A 21,415-nucleotide genomic window follows, 5' to 3' on the forward strand; every position below is an offset into this window, starting at 1 on the left:
AAATTCGTAACAGAGCTACACACCAAGCCCGAGGTGCGTCTCCGCTTTATGAAAGCGTTTCCTGCTGACGGACCTACCTTGCATTATGTGCAAGTTTAGATCAAGATCCCTTATCCATTTAGCGGCGTACTGCCAGCACAGTTCGAGGCCGGTCGTGCGCTGCGATTCGATCTATGCACCTTGGACCGCCCTGTAGAAAACTCTAGCGATTGAGCAGGAGGAAGGCAGGGTGTGAATGAAGTCCCCACCAATAACAATCATCACAGCTTCACGCATGTTGCTGTTCACAGATTGAACTTGGCGAACGCCTAAGGGGTCGAAATGAATACATTGCTAAAAGGACAAGTCGCGGTCGTAACCGGGGCGGGTTCTGGTATCGGTGCAGCCGTCGCCGTTGCACTCGCAGATGCAGGTGCGACCGTCGTCGTCAATCATCCGAATATTCCCGCACCAGCGGAAGAGATTGTCGGCAAGATCAAGAGCAACGGCGGTGCGGCGATTGCTCTTGGGGCGGATGTCAGCAAAGAGGACGAGGTAATCGCGATGTTCCGCGATATCGTCGCGAAATTCGGAACGGTTGATATTTTGGTTGCCAATGCCGGCCTGCAACGCGATTCACCTTTCACCAAAATGAGCCTCGCAGATTGGCAGTTTGTATTGAATGTCAACCTTACCGGGCAATTCCTTTGCGCGAGAGAGGCGACGCGTGAGTTTCTGAGGCGTGGCCCGGATCCTTCGCGATCGGTTGCAACGGGAAAGATCATCTGCATGAGTTCCGTACATCAGGTGATTCCGTGGGCTGGACACTGCAACTATGCCACGTCGAAGGGTGGCATCAAGCTCTTTATGGAGAGCATCGCGCAAGAGTTAGCTCCGCATAAGATTCGAGTCAACGCGATCGGTCCCGGAGCCATCAAGACACCTATCAATCGAGTGGCCTGGGAGACGCCCGCCGCCGAGGCGGCGTTGCGCACACTCATTCCATACGACCGTGTCGGAGTTCCGGAGGACATTGCAAAGGCAGCCGTATGGCTGGCCTCCGATGAGTCGGATTATGTGACCGGAACCACGCTCTTCGTCGACGGCGGCATGACCTTATATCCGGGGTTTGCGACAGGCGGATAGCGCGACGGCAGACTTTTTTGGTGGGGTTCAGTAGTGAATGGACGCCAATTCATTCTAGAGAAGAAGCTAGGGCCATCGTGGAAAACCAATCGGCAACCTATCCCATACGAGAACTATCTCCGTCAGCCACTTTAGCTGATGCCATCGCGTTGCATTGGCCCGAGTATCTGTTCGAAGGGTTGGAACTGGGGGCGTTCATGCTTTCGGCTTGTGCCTTTGGGACGCTGCTGTTTTACTCCGAATCTCCTATCGTTACATGGTTGCCATCCGCTGTGCTTCGTCTTGTTCTCATGGGGATTGCGATGGGCGGTACCGCGATCGCGATCATCCTCTCTCCTATGGGGCGTCGATCGGGAGCGCATTTCAATCCCGTGGTATCGTTCACATTCTTCTGCCTTGGGAAGATGCATCGGTTGGATGCGCTGCTATATATAGCCTCTCAATTTTTAGGAGGGGCATTTGGGGTAGTTATTGCGAGGATTCTCCTCGGGCCCCAGCTTGCCTCCCCGTCCGTACGCTACGTTGTCACAGTTCCGGGACAGTACGGCGTTCCTCTCGCTTTTCTGGCCGAGTTCTTTATGGGACTGCTTACGATGACGGTGGTGCTTCAGAGTTCCAATCGTCAGCGTCTTTCACGCATCACCTGGTTGCTGGTGGGACTTTTGGTAGCGACGTATGTGATTGCGTTCTCCCCAGTGTCCGGTTTTAGTCTCAATCCCGCTCGCACAATATCTTCGGCGCTCTTCGCTGGTGTGTGGACGGCGATGTGGCTCTATTTTACGGCTCCGCTGTTGGGCATGCTTCTTGCAGCCTTACTCTATGTCTTTTTCTTCGGATCACAGGCGGTCTTCTGCGCCAAGATTTACCACGATCTTCATAGTCCTTGCCCTTTTCGCTGCCGTTTTCAACGGCTGGCACAACCGGAGCCATCCGCGTCTCACTCGTGATTCGGAGAAGGCTCTCTAACCACGCATTTCAACGGGAGAATCATGGCACAGCAACTGCGTTACGACATCATCATCATTGGAACAGGTGCAGGCGGAGCAACGTTGGCCAAACGCCTCGCGCCCTCAGGAATGAAGATTCTCATCCTTGAGCGCGGCGACTACGTCCCTCGCGAGAAAGAGAACTGGAGTTCTCTGGAGGTTAACCTCAAGGGACACTATCTCGCCAAGGAGAAGTGGCGCACAAAAGACGGAGAGGTCCTTGAGCCTCATACCAACTACAACGTGGGGGGAAACACAAAGTTCTTTGGTGCGGCTCTCTTCCGGCTGCGCGAAGTCGACTTTGGAGAGATTCAACACGCGGGCGGGATTTCCCCGGCATGGCCCATTTCCTATAAAGATCTCGAATCGTACTATGACGAGGCCGAGCACCTGTTCGAGGTTCGCGGAGAGCGTGGTGTCGATCCTACTGACCCACCGACCACCGGTCCATATCCCTATCCTGCAATCTCACATGAAGAACGGCTTGAAAGACTCAGTGCGGATTTTTCCTCCATGGGGCTTCATCCGTTTCATACGCCCTTAGGCGTGCGCCTCGACGAGCAGCACCTGCGCACGAGCCGCTGCATCCGCTGCAACACATGTGACGGATTTCCTTGCCTCATCCACGCGAAATCCGATGCCGAGATGATGTGCATCGAGCCGACACTAAAGATGCATGACAACGTCACGCTCCTGACCAAGGCGAAGGTCACTTCCCTCAAGACCGGCAGCTCTGGCAAAGAGATCGCCGGTGTTCTCTTCGAGCATGATGGAGAGCAGGTGGAAGTGTCAGCGGATGTTGTCGTCGTCTCCTGCGGAGCGATCAATTCGGCCGCGCTATTGCTGCGCTCGGCGAACAGCGATCATCCGGACGGATTGGCCAACCGTTCGGGCGTGGTAGGTAGGCACTACATGGGACACACTAACTCGGTGGTCATGGCTCTCTCGCTCTGTCCCAATCCCACGATCTTTCAGAAGACGCTATCGGTTAATGACTTTTATCAGGCTTCAGGCGAATGGGAGTTTCCGATGGGACACATCTCCTTCGTTGGAAAGCTAGATCTCGACACACTTAGGGCTGGGGCGCCGGCGATTGCTCCTGGCTGGAGTCTTGAACTGATGGCAAAACACTCACTCGACTTCTGGCTTACCACGGAAGACCTGCCTAACCCCGAGAATCGCGTCACGATCAACAGTGCCGGCGAGATTGTTCTGAGCTATACACCCAACAACCTGGAGGCCCATAAGCGGCTCAAGCATCAGTTGTCGAAGATGATGAAGAGCACCTCGTGTGAGTTTCATGGGCCCGGATGCCACCAGGGACTATTCGACAGAAACATCTTTATTGGCCAACAGATTCCACTCGCAGGGGTTGCTCACCAGAATGGTACTGTGCGCTTCGGTCATGATCCGTTGACAAGCGCGCTAGATATCAACTGCAAGGCTCACGACGTCGACAACCTCTATGTAGTCGACGGGAGCTTCTTCCCTTCGAGTGGCGCGGTAAATCCTGCCCTGACGATCGTCGCGAACGCACTGCGCGTTGGCGACCATTTGTTAGAGCGTATGCATGCGCGCAAGGAAGTATCGCAGGCATTGCACGCATGACGTACTCATTTCATGCAATTCGTTGGCTGGCGTTTTCCCTTGTGGTCTTCAGCTATGGCCACGCCAAGGCGTCGGTTCGTGTGACCAGCGTAGACTGTCCCTCGATCTCGATGGTCTCGCTCGACCGCGCAATCACGTTTTACACAAAGGTGCTGGACTTTCATCTTGTGAAGATGGAGGACTCGTCTAGTTCAGCGCGGCTCGCACCTGCCATGCCCCCGAAAGCGACGGCTAGAACTGCGAAGCTGTCACTTGGCGACGAGTGCCTGGACATTACAGAGTACAGTTCGCCGAAAGGCAAACCATTTCCTGATGATTCGCGAGCGAATGATCTTTGGTTCGAGCATATAGCGATCGTGGTATCGAACATGAATGAGGCATATGAGCGACTAAAAGTAGCGCACGTTCGTTTTGTATCGAACATTCCTCAAACTTTGCCGGTGTGGAACAAGGAGGCCGGAGGCATATCCGCATTCTATTTTCGCGATCTAGATGGACATTATCTGGAGTTGATCCATTTTCCCTCGGGAAAGGGCCAGCAGAAGTGGCAGATGCCATCAAAGAAGACATTCTTGGGTATTGACCATACTGCGATTGCCGTCTCTGACACTCAGAGGAGTATTGCTTTCTATCGTGACAAACTTCATTTCCGAGTTGCCGGAAGCAGCGAGAACTACGGGGAGGAGCAGGAGCACCTCAGTGGTGTGTTCAACGCCCATGTTCTCATCACCAGTCTTCGCGCCGAATCAGGTATAGGAATAGAGCTTCTTGATTATGTAACTCCGACCTCCGGCCGTCCAATCCCCAGCAACCTCCATGTTTCCGATGTCGCTCGCTGGCAAATCCCGTTAGAGGTTTCACCGGGGTCATCGTCTGTCAAAAAGATTGACGAGTTTCCAAACACACACTGGATCAAAGTATCCGACCGTGACGGAACTGATCGCGAAGCCACCTGGATGAATGACCCCGACGGCCACCTTTTAGAGCTGATCAGGCGAGGCGCTTCTATGGAGCCTGTCAAACAATGATCGATGACAAGAAATATACGGAAGTCAACAACGCTGAGCAAAGCCGTTTAGAGGAATCGAGCAGGAAAGAAAAGCATTGGAAGAGGTGGGGCCCCTATCTAAGCGAACGTGCCTGGGGAACAGTCCGTGAAGACTACAGCGCCAACGGGACCGCGTGGGACTCGTTTCCACACGATCACGCACGATCTCGTGCATACCGTTGGAATGAAGATGGTCTAGGTGGCATTTGCGACAACCACCAAAATCTTTGTTTCGCGCTGGCTCTTTGGAATGGCCATGATCCGATTTTGAAGGAGCGGCTGTTCGGCTTGACAGGTAGCGAAGGAAACCATGGTGAGGACGTGAAGGAGTACTACTTCTACGTCGATTCGACACCGACACACTCCTACATGAAATTTCTTTACAAATATCCGCAAGGTGAATTTCCGTACAACAAACTTGTGAGCGAAAACGCTCGGCGCGGAAAGCACGAGCCTGAATTCGAATTGCTCGACACGGGTGTCTTTGACGAAGATCGGTATTTCGACGTTCAAGTAGAGTACGCGAAAGCGGATGTCGACGACATAGCGATTCGGATTACCGTAACTAATCGCGGAACCGATGCAGCGTCTATCGATGTGCTCCCCACGCTCTGGTTCCGTAATACCTGGTCTTGGGCTGGTGACGAGGAAATCCCGGAGATCAAAGTTGCCAAGAACAAATCAGGTCAATCTCGTTTACTTACAAAGAAGGCGGGGTTCGATGCCTACGAGTTGTCTTTTGAAGGCAGCCCAGATCTCTTGTTTACCGAGAACGAAACCAACTACGAGCGCTTCTACGGTTCTCCGAACCGTTCATTCACCAAAGATGGCATCAATGATGTAGTCGTCAGCGGACGGATGCAGGCTTGCAATCCGGAGAATCGCGGCAGCAAAGCCGCCGCACGTTACAAATTAGAGCTCCAAGGCGGACAAACCGCGGTACTGCATCTACGGTTGACGCGAGACAATGACCTCACCCACGCCTTCGAGGGGTTCGATGCTATCTTTCAAGAACGAGTCACGGAAGCGAACGATTACTATGCGGCGATTATCCCGCCAGAACTCAATGATGACGAGCGAAATGTTATGCGTCAGTCCCTTGCGGGCCTGTTGTGGTCCAAACAGTTCTATCACTATGTGATCAAAGAATGGCTAGAGGGAGATCCGAAACAGCCAACTCCTCCACCCGTACGAGATACGGGTCGCAACTCCACGTGGGGACACCTTTACAACGCTGATGTGCTTTCAATGCCCGACAAGTGGGAATACCCATGGTTCGCTGCTTGGGATCTTGCATTTCATTGCATTGCCCTTTCGATCGTCGATGCAGATTTTGCGAAGAGTCAACTGTCGCTAATGCTGCGCGAATGGTATATGCACCCGAACGGACAACTGCCCGCTTACGAATGGGCTTTCGGGGACGTGAATCCTCCGGTGCATGCATGGGCAGTGTGGAGGGTATATCGAATCGAAGAACGGCGGCGAGGCACAGGTGATCTCAGATTCCTTGAATCTGCATTTCACAAACTCTTGCTGAATTTTACCTGGTGGGTCAATCAAAAGGATGCCGATGGCCTGAACGTCTTTGAAGGTGGGTTTCTAGGCCTCGACAACATCGGGGTCTTTGATCGAAGCTCACCGCTTCCGGTGGCTGGTTTAATCGAGCAGTCCGACGGCACGAGCTGGATGGCAATGTATACCCTCAACATGCTCACGATCGCCTCCGAATTGGCTCGATACAATCCCGCCTACGAAGACGTGGCCAGCAAGTTCTGGGAGCACTTCCTCTACATCGCCCACGCAATGACCCATATTTGCGCTGACGGAAAAGGACTTTGGGATAGTGAAGACGGCTTCTTCTACGACGTCCTGTATTCGAAGAGTGGGGATTGGGAACGAATGAAGGTGAGATCCCTGGTAGGGCTGACGCCTTTGTTTGCGGTGGATACTTTGGAATCGGCCGATCTGGACAGAATGCCCGACTTTACGCACCGGCTGAACTGGTTCGTCAAGAATCGGCCTGACCTCACTTCAAATATCGCCCGTATGCATGGCGGCCAGAATGACCGTCTACTCCTGTCGATCATTGACGAAGAACGGCTTCGCGGGATTCTTCGCCTCATGTTGGACGAAAACGAATTTCTGTCCCCATACGGAGTGCGAGCATTGTCGCGGAGCCATCTCGAATCCCCCTACATCAAATACGTCGGTGGCACAGAGTATCGCGTTGACTATGAGCCCGCTGAGTCAACTTCCGGACTATTCGGTGGCAATTCCAACTGGCGTGGACCGATTTGGTTTCCGATGAACTATCTCATCATTGAGTCGCTGCAGAAGTATCACTTCTTCTACGGCGACAGATTCAAAGTAGAGTGCCCCACTGGCTCCGGCAGGCTGATGACCCTTGCGCAAGTCTCGGTTGAGCTATCAAACCGTCTGAGCTCCATCTTTTTGAAGAATGAAGCGGGCCTGCGTCCAGTCTACGGGTCCATAGAGAAATTCCAACGCGACCCACACTGGAAGGATCTTCTGCTCTTCTTTGAATACTTTCACGGTGATCACGGGTCGGGTGTGGGCGCAAGTCATCAGACGGGGTGGACCGGGCTCGTGGCAAAACTCTTGCAACAAAGTGGTGGTCAGACACCTGTCTCGAGCACGTACAAATAGTGCACTGCGTGCGACTGTCGATAACGCAAGCCAAATCGAATCAGCCTGAATAGTTTGACGGATCATTTTGTCCTAGGCTTGGGCGGAGTTCACAAATCTATTCACACAGCTAGTATTGGAGGCTCTTGAGATGAAATTTAGGCACATCTTCGTACTTGGATTGATCGCGGCCACAGGAATCGCGAGTCCCGATGTGCACGGGTCGGCGAGAAAAGCAGGCGTTCAAGCCCCCGGCTTTTATCGAATCACGGTAGGCGAAGTGGAGGTCACGGTCTTGTCGGATGGGACCGTTCCACTACCGATGGATCATCTGCTTACCCACACCACACCGGCGCTTGTGGATCAGGCACTCGCTGCATCCTTCATCAAGGAGCCTTATGCAACTTCAGTAAACTGCTTCCTCTTGAACTTCGGTACCAGGCTCGTTCTGATCGATACGGGTGCCGGACTAACCCTTGGTCCAACACTCAATCATCTTATGGCGAATCTTCGGGCGTCTGGGTACGAACCAGATCAGGTTGACGACATCTTCATGACGCACATGCATATCGATCATGAGGGCGGATTGACTAGCAATGGGATAAGAGCGTTTCCTAACGCGATACTCCATGCCGACGACAGAGAGGCAAACTACTGGCTGAATTCGGAAAACGAGAAGCGGGCATCGGATAACGCCGCCAGACATCCTTCGGACCAACAGGCCAAGTTCGTCGAAAATAACTTCGTCGAGACCCGTAAAGCGATACAGCCTTACATCGACGCGGCCCATTTCAAATGGTTCCACGGTGGTGAGGAGGTATTGCCTGGCCTGCGTGCGATAAGCGGGGCGGGCCACACACCCGGACATACCATGTTTGCTCTTGTGAGCGACGGTGCGCGAATTCTATTTTGGGGTGACATCGTCCATGTGGCCGAGGTACAGCTCACCACACCCCAGACAACAATCCTGTTCGATAGTGATCCGATTCAAGCCCGAGGGGAACGTTTCAAGATGCTGAAAGAGGTTGGCTCTCGGAGGGATCTGATCGCCGGCTCACACTTACCATTTCCTGGCGTCGGCCATATACGTATTTCACAACAAGGTTTTACGTTCCTACCGCTCCACTTTATCGGAGAACCGAGCCACAATAAGTGACCAGGATCCTGAGAGCGCAGAGCGGATTCGCAAGCTGAAGATAGTCCTTTTCACAATCCCTGGTTAAGAGCGTGGCGTTTGTCCTGCACGCTCGTCAAAAGATTCGGCCCTTGAGAAGCAGTTCGAACTCGGCGCTCAATTCGTTGCGATGCCGGATAGGCGAGTCCGCGGCTCCAAACGAGTGCTGCCCGGAAAAGTCTCCCCTGATCTCAGGCCGAAACTCGAACCATGGTTTGGGGCGCAGCGTAATACCCGCGGTTGCTTCTCCATAGGAGCCCGGTACTGCGGCCCTTGCTCCATGAGGATCGGCAAACCATTCCAACCGCGTTTGCAACGCGGCAATCCGATTCAGTTCATAGGACGAGATAACGAACGCGTCCTGACTGCCCGAGTTGTGCCGCCCGTTTGCCGAGTCGTGTGGATCAGAAAAATACCCGACGTCGAAAGCTTGATTGAAGCGGGGAGTCCATACTTCGCGCGCCTGCAGTTCAGCAAGTGTCTGCCAGGTTCCAACGTGGTTTGATGCCGCAGCTAGAGGCTTCGGCCCTGTATAGACCGTTATGAGATATTGTTGTTTCCTCTCGGTCGTCGGATGGTAAATAAGTTTGGCCAAATAGCTGGGCGCGCGCCCGCGAAGGATGAAGGATGTGTTGTAGCCCATCGCCGTTCCCAGGACGATGTCGGTTTGCGAATTAGTATGGGCGGTTGCAAATAACGCGGTGCCACTCGAACCATCATGCGTCCAGAAATAGCCGCGGGAATAGAGCTGGTTGTAGGGGGAAAGTGTCGTCTCCACACCTGTGGGAATGTTGATCTTTCCTGCGGTCCAATCGATCCCTTCCCGAAAGAGAATCGGTGTGTGCAATTTGAAGTAGGCTTGCCGGAACTCTGTACCCCATCGCGTGCTATCTGGACCAAAATGGTTTTGCGAGCGGAGGAGAGCTGCGTCAGAGCCTGCATAGAAGTCAGTCCGAAATCCCCACGAAAGAGCCTTAGTCGTTGATCGTTCCAGAACTACCCACGCGGCATCGAGCATGAACTGGTTACTGAATCGATTTGGGGTGGGGGCCTCGGCCACTAGCCCGCTTGCGTTGCTGACGGAAGTGAATCCGCCATCGAGCCATCCAAAGGAGCGAACCCTGTGTTTCTGTCCCCAATCGGAAAGGGCATTCCCACTCAACAACGGCTTCTGGTCTTCTGGGTACCTGCCGAGGGTATAGGTCCTGCGATCCGCGCCAGAGTCGTCGCGCCCGGTCATCTGCCCCATTCCTTTAGGTTCGGAGGACGTTTGCGCGGAGCACATTGCACACCAGGTCAGGAGAAGAATAGATAGCGCGTGGGCTCGAATTGTTACGTGTTTGCTCATCATAATTTCAGTGGTCTTCCAAACCGGCTTACGGCTGCGAGGCTTGCATGGGATCGAGGAGGACGCCTTCAGTGCGTCCGACTGGAGTTGAGTCGATTGAAGTGTGAGGGCCTTGAACGTTTGTCCCGCAATCCGTTGGCAAAACCAAAAAAGGGACCGGAAACCCCGGTCCCTTCGAGCTTTCCCGCTGCAGTAAGCACCGATGGCCGTGCTGCGCGCGTTTGCGACGAGGAATTGCTCTATTTGGTGGGACGCGGAACGGGAACCACTCCGACTTGCTCGTCCTTTGTGTAGGCGGCGCCGAAGTAAGGGAATTCCTTCCGTGTGCGGCTGAGGTCCGGGGAAACGCCATCTGCAAGTGGGGTGTTTGATGCCAGCTGCAGCATGATGTCCATGACGTCATCGCCCAACGGACGACCGTTGAAAGCTGCCTGATCGAACGCAGCTTCCGTGCCGAGTTCATAAGGTAGGACAGAAGGTAAAAGACGGCTTACGACCTGCTTCCCGTATTCGGATGGATTGACCACGGATCCTGCATAGGTAGACATGTTCTGGGCAAATTCAGCAGTCACGCCAGCGTAGTTCGCTACATCGTCAGCCGGTCCAGCAGCGTTGAACTTGTCGATCAATTCTGGCTTTGAAGTATCCGTTAGAAAAATGTGGGTGTACAACGGTAGTCCCCAGCGTTGTACCTGCATCTCAGGCGCATGTCCATACAGTGAAGATGTGGCCCATGCATGCACTTTTCCTTTTCCGATGAGGTCGTTTGGAACCTCCAGAACAATTGCCGTGACGTTTCGGTGACCGAAGAAGTTTTTCCGGTTTTGGAAGTGGCTGGCGTCATACCGCTTTTCTTTGTAGTACGTCTTGATCCAGCCAATGATGGCAACGGCGTCGCCAGCGAATAGATCTGGCGCCAACCCAACATAGGCACGGATGCCATTCCTGGTCTCGATCTTCTCGGTCTCACCTTCAATGAGGATTTCACCAGCGGCACTGCGAGCGGCATCCTTGCCAGTTGCTCTGCGAACCTTGTAGCTCTGAATATGGGTGTGCTCGTCACCATCCGCGTGGCGGGCATCGCCGAACTGGAGGTTGAACGTTACGTCCTCGTGCGAGTCACCATTCAGGTCGAACCGAAACGCATACAGGCCTTCCTTATGGAGAACGTCTGGCACAGACAGACCTGCATCCGGGTTGACTGTCATAGCCATCACCGTGTGACCGGGGACGCCCTCGAAGAGATAGAAATCGCAGACGTTGAGGCTCGGATCCTCTTTGGCAAGTTTTGTGTCGAAATGATGCGACATACGTAACCTCTTTCATAAAGTGATTGCAGTGAATCGAAGGGTTTAGGCGACGGAGTCGCGCCGCGAGAAGAATGGGAACGGCTCTTGAAGATGCACATCTGCCTTCGGTGACCCAAGAGCGGGAGAACCATTGAGAATGGTATCCACGACGAGATCGGAAACTTCCTCCGGGTGTCGGCCATTTTGAGCAGCGAACGTAAAACCGGAAGGCCACTGTGGATCGTAATGCAGCACGTCGGGTAGCAGACGCGAGGCCACCCGTCGGGCATATGCATCGGGATCGCCTGCCATTCCGCTCTTGCGGCTTTTTGATGCGATCGCCTTGACGATGTCTTCCATGAGCATCGCGCGATCGTCGGAGGGAGAGAGGTTGTGATACGACCTCGCCAAGCCGGCCTGTTCCGCGACAAGGGCGGCGATAAACGGCGATCCGACTCGCTGCCGCTGCCCAGTATGCAACACTCGCTCAGCCCATATATCCATCGCTCCTGAGCCGGTCAACACCTTCTTTGGTATTTCGATGATCACCGCCTTGAGAACGACACCGTCTGTTCCAGACTGTGTCGCGACGCTGCCCGCAAAGATTCGGCATCCCTGCTGTTCCAACAACGCAGCCTCCACCGGGCCGCCAGGTAGCTCTACGTCCCACCTTCGCGCTCCCGCGTGTATCGTGACCTGCGATTCTTTTTGCGCGCTGCAGTCAAATCGATTCAGACGAATCGGCCATGTGGCGGCGATTACGGTTGTTTCCGGGTGTACGCCAGGAAATGCGTACAGGTTAGCTTTTTTTGAGTTCAGACCGAGGGCACTGCCATCTGCGCCAGAGTCGACCACTTCTGCGAATACTTTCGACGGCACCATCGACGCCACAGCGCTGGCCAGAACGCCGCCCAACACTGTACGGCGTGTAGTTTTTGTTTCGAGATTCGTGATTGCTCGATTCATTCTGTCTCCTTGTGACGCTGGAGTTTGCAGCTGTTGACGCCCCAGCAGCGCCTTCTACGTCCGAGCCTGACCAGGTTCATGGCGACACAGAAACTTGGCAACGTCGCTTGTACAACTCGTATTCTTCTCTCTGCTTGACAGTCAGGCATCTACCCATTCCATAGGGACATACCTGTATTTTTCTCTAGTGCTTCGTCGGCTTCGACTGCTGCACTCTAAGTAAGGCGACAAGCGGTCCTGCAAGGATCGCCTTAAGCTCTTCAACTGTGCCCAAACAACATTGGCGATCTATCATGTCATCCTCAGACTTTCGAATAACCGCTCTGTCTCCGTCCGCCTCGCTCGGAGAGGCAGTTAAGACGCATTGGCGGGAGTACGTAATGGAGTTTTCGGGAACGGGCGCACTGATGTTCTGCATCTGTCTTTTCGGGACACTTCTCTACAGCAACGCGTCTCCCTTGACTCGCTTTGCTCTCTCGCGACCCGAAAACGCAGCAATTATGGGAATGGGTGTTGCCGGCACGACATTGCTTGTCGTTCGATCGCCATTCGGCAGACGCTCTGGTGCGCATTACAATCCTGCGATTACTCTCACGTATCTGTGGCTCGGTCGAATCCACCGCTGGGATGCTGTTTCTTACGTCGCAGCTCAGTTTTCGGGAGCTCTGTGCGGTGTTTTCATCGCCCGTCAAATACTCGGGATTTCTCTATCGTCTGACCCAGTTCACTATGTAGTTACCGTCCCAGGGAGCTACGGGAGAGAAGCCGCTTTCACCTCGGAGTTTCTGCTGTCTGCGTTGCTAATGGGTGTCGTGCTCTTTGCCACGAACCATCGGACCCTGGCACGCTTTAGTCCGCTCCTGGTCGCCGCGGTCACTGTCTTTTATTTTGCGATATGCTCTTCCATCTCGGGCTTCAGTGTAAATCCTGCCAGAACCTTCTCATCTGCGCTCTTCGCCTCGATCTGGTGGGGGATCTGGATTTACTTCATCGCTCCCTGTCTCGGTATGCTCGCGGCCGCAGGGGCGTATATCCGTGCTTTTGGTCCGAGCCGGGTGTACTGCGCAAAGGTTTTCCACGATCTGCACTCAACCTGCCCATTTCCATGTCGATTTGCACATCTCGAGCATGAGCGGTAGCGCTCATGCTCTGATGTCGGCTCACGTGCTGACACACGGAGATGACATGGCACCGGGCTTCAATCAGACTGCTAATGCCTTAAGATATGTGAGAGCTGCTCTACGGCAACGGAAGAATTAAGCCAGACGCTCTCAGCGCCGCCAGAATTGATTGGTGCTTTTATTCTGAGGTGTGAAGATCGTCTTGCCGGGAACAATCAAGCTGATGTCTGTCCCGGCTTTGGGAGTGCTCGCGATCTGAAGCTTCGCTCCGAGGCGGGATGCTCGTTCACGGATGCCCTTCAGTCCGAAATGCCCAGCCTTCCCTTTTTGCAGGACGGTTTCGGGAATTCCCCGTCCGTCGTCGCAAATGTGCAGCGTCAGATCTTGCCTGCTCACGAGTTCAACGGTGATGCGCTTGGCACCAGAGTGATTGCATGCATTACGAATAGCCTCGAATGCAATCAGGTAGACCTCGTCTCTTGCTACTGGATTCATCTCGCGCTCGACAGCGTCTAATGAGAGCAAGAATTCGATATCATGGCTTGCGCGGAACTCTTCGACAACGCATCTGAGGGATGCTGTGAGATCGCTGAATTCTGTCGCGCGAAGAGATTCCAATGCGGTCCTCCCCTCCAGTGTCGCACGGCCAAGCCATTCAGAGACAAGATTGAGCGCGTTCCAAGTTCTATTGTGATCCGGTAAGCTGTCCCGCGCCCCGTCCACAACCAGTTTGCTTCCCTGAATTGTCTGTAGCAAGGTGTCATGCAGGTCGCGGGCGATGCGTGTCCGCTCTTCGAGGCGGTCGTTGAAGCGTATGCGCACGGCAGCCGCGTATTGGCGAACCCTTAAGAGATAAAGCGTATAGCCAAGTGAAACAGCAAGCAGAACGATGAGTGCGGGGAACCATAAGGTTTGGTACCACGTCGGTATGATAACGAAGCGAAGCACATCTCCCTGGTCGTTCCAGACTCCAGCGTTGTTGCTGGCGCGGACGATGAATGTGTAAGTTCCCGGACTGAGATTGGTATAGAAAGCGGAACGCCTTGGACCGACGTCCCTCCAATCTGGATCGTGACCCTCAAGCTTGATGCGAAATTGGACGCGCTGAGGCGAAACAAAGCTAAGGGCTGTGTAGTCGATCTGGATGTCACGGGTGTGGGGAGGCAGGCGTAGCTGGCCGCCCACGGAATACAGCGTATCGTGTGCGATAACCTGCTCAATGTGGACGGGCGGCATGTGCTGATTCAAATTGAGGTGATCGGGGTCGACCATCTGCACCACGCTGTCGTTGCTGAACCAGAGGCGCCCATCAGGGGAGCGCGACGCGCGCGGCGCAAACGTCGAACCTGCCGGCTGTGCACCACTGAAGACATCGAGGGTAAGCGTCTCGATTGCGGTCTCGGGATGAGCCCACCACCGCTCCAATTCAGCATTTTCTATCCGTACGAGCCCACAGTGACTGTACAGCCAAAGCGATCGATGAGCGTCTCTAACCATGGCGTAGATCGCACTGCATGGCAAGCCATTGCGTTCCGTGAGAAAGCGGAGAGTTCCTTGTCTCCAAGCAGCTAAGCCGGCGGGGGTAGCCAGCCAGAGGGAGTCAGGGCCGTCCTCAGAGATATCCGTTACGTGGCCGATGCTCGCGGTCTGCTTCTGAATGACGGCGTCGATTTGGCCGTCGCGATACCGGGTGAAGCCACTAGGAAGAAGCAGCCAAAGTCCTCCACCGGCGGCGGCGGATAGGTGATAGGAGTTTAGCGTTTGTGCAGCGTCCAACTCCTGAAATGCTCTCCCGTTGCGAAAGCCGACGATCCTGTACAGGTGAGCGGTTCGCACGGGACTGGCCCAGACGGTGTGATCCTCGGACTCGGTGAGAAACTGCACGACGCCAGTGGGCTTGCCTTCAAGATCGAGCACGGGAGTGAAGTGAGAGTTGCTATAGATAAAGAGAGAGTTGTCGACCCCTACCCAGAGATTGCCAAGATGATCCTGCAACATGGAGGTGACTTGCTGTCCGGGCAGGCCGTGGTGAGGAAGGATCGACGACACATGGCCGTCGCGCATGAAATCCAATGAGCCGACAGTCCCGACCCAGACCGTTCCATCCCTCGCGGCCAGGACAGAGCTTGCCTGATCGGAAGAAAGACCCTCGCGTTTGGAGAAGGTGGCGACCGGCAGATCGCGGAAACAATCGATTCCGGATGTTGTGGCAACCCAGATGTCGCCTTCGCGATCTTCGAAAAACCCATTGATCCCATCTCCGGTGAGACCAGCCGAACTGTCGTAGTGATCGATTTGATCGCCGTGTATACGATAGATCCCCTCATCCAAGGTGCCAACCCACAGATCTCCTGCGCGATCGGTGAAGAGTTCGGCCACTTTAAGTTTTGAGCTGTCGAAGCCGGGAAGTACAGGGTCCTTCAGCCGTCCATTGACAAGGTGCTGCAGTCCAAGACCCGGACCGGACCGATTCATGCCCACCCATGTCAAGCCATTGGCTGCGATCGCAATGGCCTCAACTCCGGAGAGTCCTTTGGCGGCCGCAAGCGCATTGACTCTGAAGGTGGTCGACGCCTCCGGCCGCCATCGGGCAAACGCGTCTGTAAGACCAAGCCAGAGATTACCCGCGGTGTCTTGCGCTAGGGGCCCTGCGTTGGGGGAAGCCAGGCCGTCTGCAACTCCATGGCAGTGGAGAGCAGAGCCAACCGCCTCGCACAAGGGGCCGAGATTGTCTTGAGTTCTGCTTCGGGTGAACCAGGCATTTCCGTCATCGTCAGTGACGACACTATTGATGCGAGCAATGGGACCGAAGTTGACAACCTCGCGGCCCGTCCAATGCGCCAGCCCCCGGCCGGTTCCAATCCAGAGCCCACCGTCTTTGTCAGGAGCTAATGAGAGGATGTTTTCCGAAGGCAGCTTTTGACCCGAGGGAGGAGTCCACTGAACAAAGCGGACGCCGTCGAAGCGGAATAATGCCCCTTGAGTACCAATCCAAAGGTAGCCGTCGCTGGTTTGTGTGAATCCCGAAGGTGTTCCAGAGAGAAAGCCATCTTGAAGCCGCCACGCGGTATGAGCGTACTGCGAGATATGGCGGGTGGGGTCAAGAGGCCACGCGGAAGAAGGAATGAGCCAAGCCTGTGCGCATGCAATCAAGAGCGCGCCTACGAGTTTCATTCTCTTCCCTCCTGAACGGCTGCTTCCTTGCGCGGGGCACGCCGAAGCGGATTTGCCGCGCCGAATGCGTTAGATCAGGCCGGATCACAATATCAGGAAGGTCCGGCTGGATCTAACTCAATTCAGGCGCATGTCGTCACGAATTGGGTAACCCTAATATCAGATTCGCACAGGGCGCGGGTTTGAATCGTCGAACTCTCTCTTAGACGATTCGCCAGAATGGCTGCGTTTACCTTCATCTGGATTCTCATCATAACTCGCCGACAGAGTCTCAATAGCCTTCCTGGCTGCCCGAGCGACCGAGAATCTCTACTTGCGAGTTGCCTACCAATAAAGGAGCGCGAGGCGACAAAGGCCTTTACAGCGCATATGTTTCCCGCCGCAGGTTGCCGATCCTGTCCACAACCGCGCGGCTGGCAGAGAAAGTTTATGAGTAGAGTGCGACTTCGATTTGACAATGACAGACATTGAGATCAGTGATGCACCGACAGAACCATACCAAGAAGAGACATGCCGTTCCAAGCAATCTGCACGCCGATACACATCAGGACGAAGGCCATGACGCGCAAAATACCATGCACAGTGGCCGGTGAGACCGCCTTGATCAGCTTCGGCGCATAGCCATAGCACAAGTAAACCGATGTGCTCAAGACAGCTGCAGCTAAAGCTATTCCACCGTAGGCTTCGGTCTTTTCGATCAGCCTGCTGGCAGTCGCGTGCGCACTGAGTGTGATTGTCACAACAAGAGTTCCTGGGCCGGCCGTGATTGGGAAGGTGAATGGATAGAAAATCTTATCGTTCAGGTCTTCATTTTCAGTAGGTGCACTCCCCTCAATTTCTTGATGTTTGGCACGGTTTGCAGCGTTCGCATCTTTTTCGAACAGAAGCGCCCACGCAGTTGCCGCGATGACAATACCCCCAGTTACCTGAACAATTGGAAGAGATATGCCAAAGAAGGCGAGGAGCAAAGAACCTAGAAACTCGATGACGATAAGAAATCCAAATGTCGAGAACGCGATCTTCCGCGCCAATTGACGATAGACCTCCGCAGGTTCGTTCCTCACTAACCCAAGGAAGACCAGCGCAGATCCAATTGGATTAATGAGCGGGAGAAGCGCAGTCAGCGCGAGAATAAAAGACTTTGAGAACAGCACGTTGCACCCTCTGGAACACCTGTAAGATCGCTTCGCATCGCAAACGAACCACTGCGACGGCAGTCCTCACCTGACCGCGACTAAATTCTCGAGGCCCTTTCACTGATCCCTTCGTTAGGACGTATGCATTGGAGTGACAATAACGTTCCGACGAAACCACTCAAGGGATCCGAGTCAATTTGACCTAACTGTGATCATCGTTGAGGAGAGCGCTGCAACGACAGCCCATAGACTGCAGCCCCTGCACTGTACTTTTCTCCAGGGTCGCAGGGTGCTCACCTAAAGAAATCTCTAGTTCATAGCCTGAAGAGATTGCCTGCGCACCATCCTTAAAACGGGTATCAGATAGCTATGAGTGCGGAAAATGTCGCTAAGGCCAAATGATTGGGCTTTGCGGGCCAACCGTTCTTATTGATTGAGAGGCATTCCCTTGCAAAGTACACCGATCGCTGATTACGCCCTCTTGTCCGATTGCTGTTCCTCTGCTCTGGTGAACTCGCACGGTTCAATCGACTGGTTATGTATGCCAGACTTCGATTCTCAGTCTGTCTTCGGCCGGCTCCTCGATACGGACTGCGGACATTGGTCTATCTGTCCAAGGGATATTGTGCAGATAAGTCGAAAGTATGTGAAAGAAGCGATGGTTTTAGAGACAACATTCGTCGCGAAATCAGGGACCGCGGTTGTTACGGATGCCATGGCTCTTGGAAAGGGCGAGCGAGGACACGATCTTGGCCGTCGATCCCCACATGCTCTGTTGCGTTCAGTTGCTTGCACGAACGGCAACGTACATGTCGACTTTGAATACTCCCCACGCCCAGAGTACGGGCTTGTACTTCCGCTTCTAAAGCGCGTCAGCGGAGGACTGGAAAGCCGTGGAGGAGCGAGCATGTTTCTTCTCTCCACGCCAATCGATTTAGAAATTGTGGAGAGTGCTGCGCGCAACGAGTTCAAGCTCACATCAGGTCAAGCTCTTCACTTTTCCTTACAACATCGTTCGGTTCTCGACGAACGTCCGCCTTCGTGGAGCCAGACGGAGATTGCTGATCACTCGGCCGATACAGTGGAGGGCTGGCAGACGTGGTCTCAGCTGCATCAAAACTATCAGGGGCCCTGGAAGGAACTTGTCGCTCATAGCGGTCGTGTGCTCCAGGCTCTTACGTACTTTCCAACAGGAGCCATTGTGGCGGCGCCTACGACCTCTTTGCCGGAATCGGTTGGTGGGGACCGGAACTGGGACTATCGCTTCACCTGGGTTCGAGATGCCAGCTTTACGCTGGAGGCTCTGTGGGTTGCGGCCTGTCCGGATGAAGCATTGAAGTTCTTCAATTTTCTTGCGGAAGCAGCCCTGACGCAGGTCCGCAGAGGAGCGGACCTGCAGATCATGTTTGGAATCCGTGGTGAGCACGACCTCACCGAACGGACGCTGCCTCAAATGCGCGGATGGCGCGATAGCAGCCCGGTCCGCATAGGCAATGGCGCATGGAACCAGCGCCAGTTGGACGTTTATGGTGAATTGATGGGTGCTGTCTTTTTGCTCAGGCAACAGCTCAACGGTCTGGACGAGCTTACCGGCGAGTTCCTGGTCAGTATCATAGACGCAGCGGCCTCGCACTGGCAGCAAAAAGACCAGGGAATCTGGGAGATCCGCGGTGAGCCGCGACACTTTCTCTATTCCAAGCTAATGTGCTGGGTTGCTCTAGATAGAGGCATCCAAATGGCCGAACTCTTGCATGCTGCAGATAGGGTATTGTCTTGGAAACAGACTCGAGAAGAGATTCGCGAAGCAATTCTTTCACAAGGTTGGAGCCAGAAGGCCGGATCTTTCTCGCAAGCATTTGGGACAGATGACCTGGATGCATCCTCTTTGATGATCCCCATTGTCGGCTTTCTGCCAGCGGACGATGCGCGAGTTCTTTCTACTATAGAGGCAACTGTCACACACCTCACGGACCAGCATGGTCTCGTTTTTCGCTACATTGCACAAGATGGCTTGGCTGGCAAGGAAGGCTCCTTTCTTCTATGCACCTTCTGGCTTGCACAGTCACAAGCGATGTCAGGGCAGTTAGATCGAGCTAAGGTGACTTTCGCCAAGGCTGTCGGATTTGCCAACGACGTCGGATTGCTCTCCGAAGAGATACTTCCAGATACAAAAGAACTCTTGGGCAACTTTCCTCAGGCATTCAGCCACATCGGATTGATAAATGCTGCGTGGGCGATTTTTCAGCGTGAGAGCGGAGCATCTGAGTACGAACCCACTATGACTACCAGTGTCTCCACGGTCTAGGTTCATGAGGCAGGACTTCTCCAACGGATGTCCGGAATCGCCATCAGCGTAGGCAAGAATATCTAGAACATGGGAACGAGCTGATTCCCACTGTCAAGCCTGCTCTGGGCTCGGATGGCAGTCGCAGAGTTTCGCGTGGCAATGATCGAAGGCGCGAAGGATATCATTTCTCCCTTTGGGGTATTCGGTCCCTGTCTAACGCGCGTCTCGGTAACTAGCATACTCAAGGATGGCCGCGTAGCGGATAGGATACGAGTGGAGACCGATCGTTAACGGTGCGCCTGCATCCTGCAAAGAACCCTAAAAGTAGAGTGTGACTCGCGCTGAGTCTGCTTCCAATACAAAGCTGACAATGAAAATATCAGACAAGTTGCGAGGCAACATGATGAAGAGCCCACGCAAAGATTCTCTCTCGATGACCATCCGTATCGGTTAATCTGAGAGAGGGCGCTTTGTCATTCGTCCAATCAGCTTCAGAAGGCGCATTACAAGACTTGCGGGAGCTTTCTTGTATATCGCGCTTCCGGGGATGCGCAAAACGACCTCCGCCCCCTCTGGTGAACTGGAAACCTCGAGTTTGGCACCGATATGGGCGGACCTTTCGCGCATGCCGGTCAAACCGTAGTGGCCAGCCTTTCCGCTTTTCAAGATGCTCGAATCAATTCCTCTTCCATCATCGCGAATGCGAAGCAGAAGGTTGTTGTCGTAGGCTAGTTCGATGTCGATTCGATGGCCATTCGAATGAAGGCAAGCATTGCGAATCGCTTCATCGCCTATCCGATAGACCTCATCCCGTGCAATCGGATGCATTTCTCTGCATTTGCCTGTTACTGATATATTCACGGAGATGGCGCGATTGATTGCACAGTTCTCAAAAGAAGCACGGAGGGCTGCTGCGAGGTCATTTCCTTCGGTCGTTGAGTTGCGCAGCGAGTCTAGCGCTGCCCGTCCCTCCCTTGAAGCACGCTCTGACCATTCGGAGATACGTTGTGCAAACTTTTTAGCAGTTGGTTCGTGGATGGTATCGTTCGCCTGATCTGCAACCATCTTCATCCCTTGGATAGTTTGCAGCAGCGTATCGTGCAGATCGCGCGCGAGACGTGTGCGTTCCTCCAACCGTTCATCGAACCGTGCCTTCATCGCGGCTCGATACTGCCGTATCCTCATGAGGTAGATTGAGTATACCGTCGCCAACAACAAGAGAGTGCACAGTAGTCGAAACAAGACTGTCTAGTACCAGGCAGGAGGTACTGTGAAACGGAATAGAACTCCGACAGAATTCCACACTCCATCGTTGTTGCAGGCGATTACCTGAAACGTGTAGTGGCCTGGGCGAAGGTCGTTGTAAAAGGCCTGACGGCGCATTCCAGCATCGATCCAGTTTCTGTCATGTCCGACCAGCCGGTAGCGGAATTTAACCTTCTCCGGCAAAACGTAGCTCAATCCCGCATAGTCAATTTCAGTGTCTCGCGGCGAGATCGGAAATTGG

At 54.1% G+C, this 21,415-nt stretch carries 15 protein-coding genes; 8 read left to right on the forward strand and 7 right to left on the reverse strand.

The genetic code is table 11. From position 1 onward, the window contains the following. The first annotated feature begins 321 nt into the window (after positions 1-321). From RBB75_RS00005 to RBB75_RS00030, 6 genes are all read left to right on the forward strand, one after another. The gene (locus RBB75_RS00005) at positions 322-1,125 is read left to right on the forward strand and encodes a glucose 1-dehydrogenase (protein WP_353069147.1); all 804 of its coding nucleotides are present in this window, start codon (positions 322-324) and stop codon (positions 1,123-1,125) included. Between the two features lie 20 nt (positions 1,126-1,145). Then, entirely contained in the window at positions 1,146-2,072 is a 927-nt protein-coding gene (locus tag RBB75_RS00010; RefSeq protein WP_353070425.1) for an MIP/aquaporin family protein, read from the forward strand. A gap of 42 nt (positions 2,073-2,114) precedes the next feature. After that, positions 2,115-3,719, forward strand: a complete 1,605-nt coding sequence (locus tag RBB75_RS00015) for a GMC family oxidoreductase (RefSeq protein ID WP_353069148.1) — start codon at positions 2,115-2,117, stop codon at positions 3,717-3,719. Further along, on the forward strand, positions 3,716-4,747 hold the full coding sequence (locus RBB75_RS00020) for a VOC family protein (RefSeq protein WP_353069149.1): 1,032 nt from the start codon (positions 3,716-3,718) through the stop codon (positions 4,745-4,747). The genes RBB75_RS00015 and RBB75_RS00020 overlap by 4 nt, the downstream gene beginning before the upstream one ends. Then, complete coding sequence (locus RBB75_RS00025; RefSeq protein ID WP_179638460.1) at positions 4,744-7,434, forward strand: MGH1-like glycoside hydrolase domain-containing protein; 2,691 nt, start codon at positions 4,744-4,746, stop codon at positions 7,432-7,434. Before RBB75_RS00020 ends, RBB75_RS00025 begins: the two co-directional genes overlap by 4 nt. Before the next feature lie 130 nt (positions 7,435-7,564). Then, on the forward strand, positions 7,565-8,569 hold the full coding sequence (locus tag RBB75_RS00030) for an MBL fold metallo-hydrolase (protein WP_179638462.1): 1,005 nt from the start codon (positions 7,565-7,567) through the stop codon (positions 8,567-8,569). Between the two features lie 94 nt (positions 8,570-8,663). Here RBB75_RS00030 and RBB75_RS00035 read toward each other — a convergent pair whose 3' ends face one another. The 3 genes from RBB75_RS00035 to RBB75_RS00045 form a co-directional block, all read right to left on the reverse strand. Further along, entirely contained in the window at positions 8,664-9,836 is a 1,173-nt protein-coding gene (locus RBB75_RS00035; protein ID WP_179638464.1) for an outer membrane beta-barrel protein, read from the reverse strand. 338 nt (positions 9,837-10,174) lie between these two features. Next, positions 10,175-11,245: a DUF4331 family protein gene (locus tag RBB75_RS00040; RefSeq protein WP_353069152.1), complete on the reverse strand. Its 1,071-nt coding sequence runs from the start codon at positions 11,243-11,245 to the stop codon at positions 10,175-10,177. A gap of 42 nt (positions 11,246-11,287) precedes the next feature. Further along, positions 11,288-12,190: a hypothetical protein gene (locus tag RBB75_RS00045; protein WP_353069153.1), complete on the reverse strand. Its 903-nt coding sequence runs from the start codon at positions 12,188-12,190 to the stop codon at positions 11,288-11,290. Positions 12,191-12,483: 293 nt separating this feature from the next. Between RBB75_RS00045 and RBB75_RS00050 the strand changes: the two genes are divergently transcribed. Continuing rightward, positions 12,484-13,329 (forward strand): MIP/aquaporin family protein, encoded by an 846-nt coding sequence (locus RBB75_RS00050; protein WP_353069154.1) that lies wholly within the window; start codon positions 12,484-12,486, stop codon positions 13,327-13,329. Between the two features lie 132 nt (positions 13,330-13,461). On the opposite strand, the gene RBB75_RS00055 is transcribed toward RBB75_RS00050, so the two are convergent. Continuing rightward, positions 13,462-16,485, reverse strand: coding sequence for a sensor histidine kinase (locus RBB75_RS00055; RefSeq protein WP_353069155.1), 3,024 nt, complete (start codon positions 16,483-16,485; stop codon positions 13,462-13,464). A 473-nt stretch (positions 16,486-16,958) separates the two neighbouring features. Continuing rightward, on the reverse strand, positions 16,959-17,639 hold the full coding sequence (locus RBB75_RS00060; RefSeq protein ID WP_179638474.1) for a MarC family protein: 681 nt from the start codon (positions 17,637-17,639) through the stop codon (positions 16,959-16,961). Positions 17,640-18,069: 430 nt separating this feature from the next. On the opposite strand from RBB75_RS00060, the gene RBB75_RS00065 reads away from it, so the two are divergent. Beyond that, a complete protein-coding gene (locus RBB75_RS00065) occupies positions 18,070-19,926 on the forward strand; it encodes a glycoside hydrolase family 15 protein (protein WP_179638476.1) in 1,857 nt (618 codons plus the stop codon). A gap of 432 nt (positions 19,927-20,358) precedes the next feature. Here the strand turns inward: RBB75_RS00065 and RBB75_RS00070 are convergent, their stop codons facing one another. Continuing rightward, a complete protein-coding gene (locus RBB75_RS00070) occupies positions 20,359-21,066 on the reverse strand; it encodes a sensor histidine kinase (RefSeq protein WP_353069156.1) in 708 nt (235 codons plus the stop codon). Between the two features lie 90 nt (positions 21,067-21,156). Beyond that, positions 21,157-21,369 (reverse strand): triple tyrosine motif-containing protein, encoded by a 213-nt coding sequence (locus tag RBB75_RS00075; protein ID WP_353069157.1) that lies wholly within the window; start codon positions 21,367-21,369, stop codon positions 21,157-21,159. Positions 21,370-21,415: the final 46 nt, after the last annotated feature.

It is taken from the genome of Tunturibacter empetritectus (assembly GCF_040358985.1).
Taxonomy (GTDB): domain Bacteria; phylum Acidobacteriota; class Terriglobia; order Terriglobales; family Acidobacteriaceae; genus Edaphobacter; species Edaphobacter empetritectus.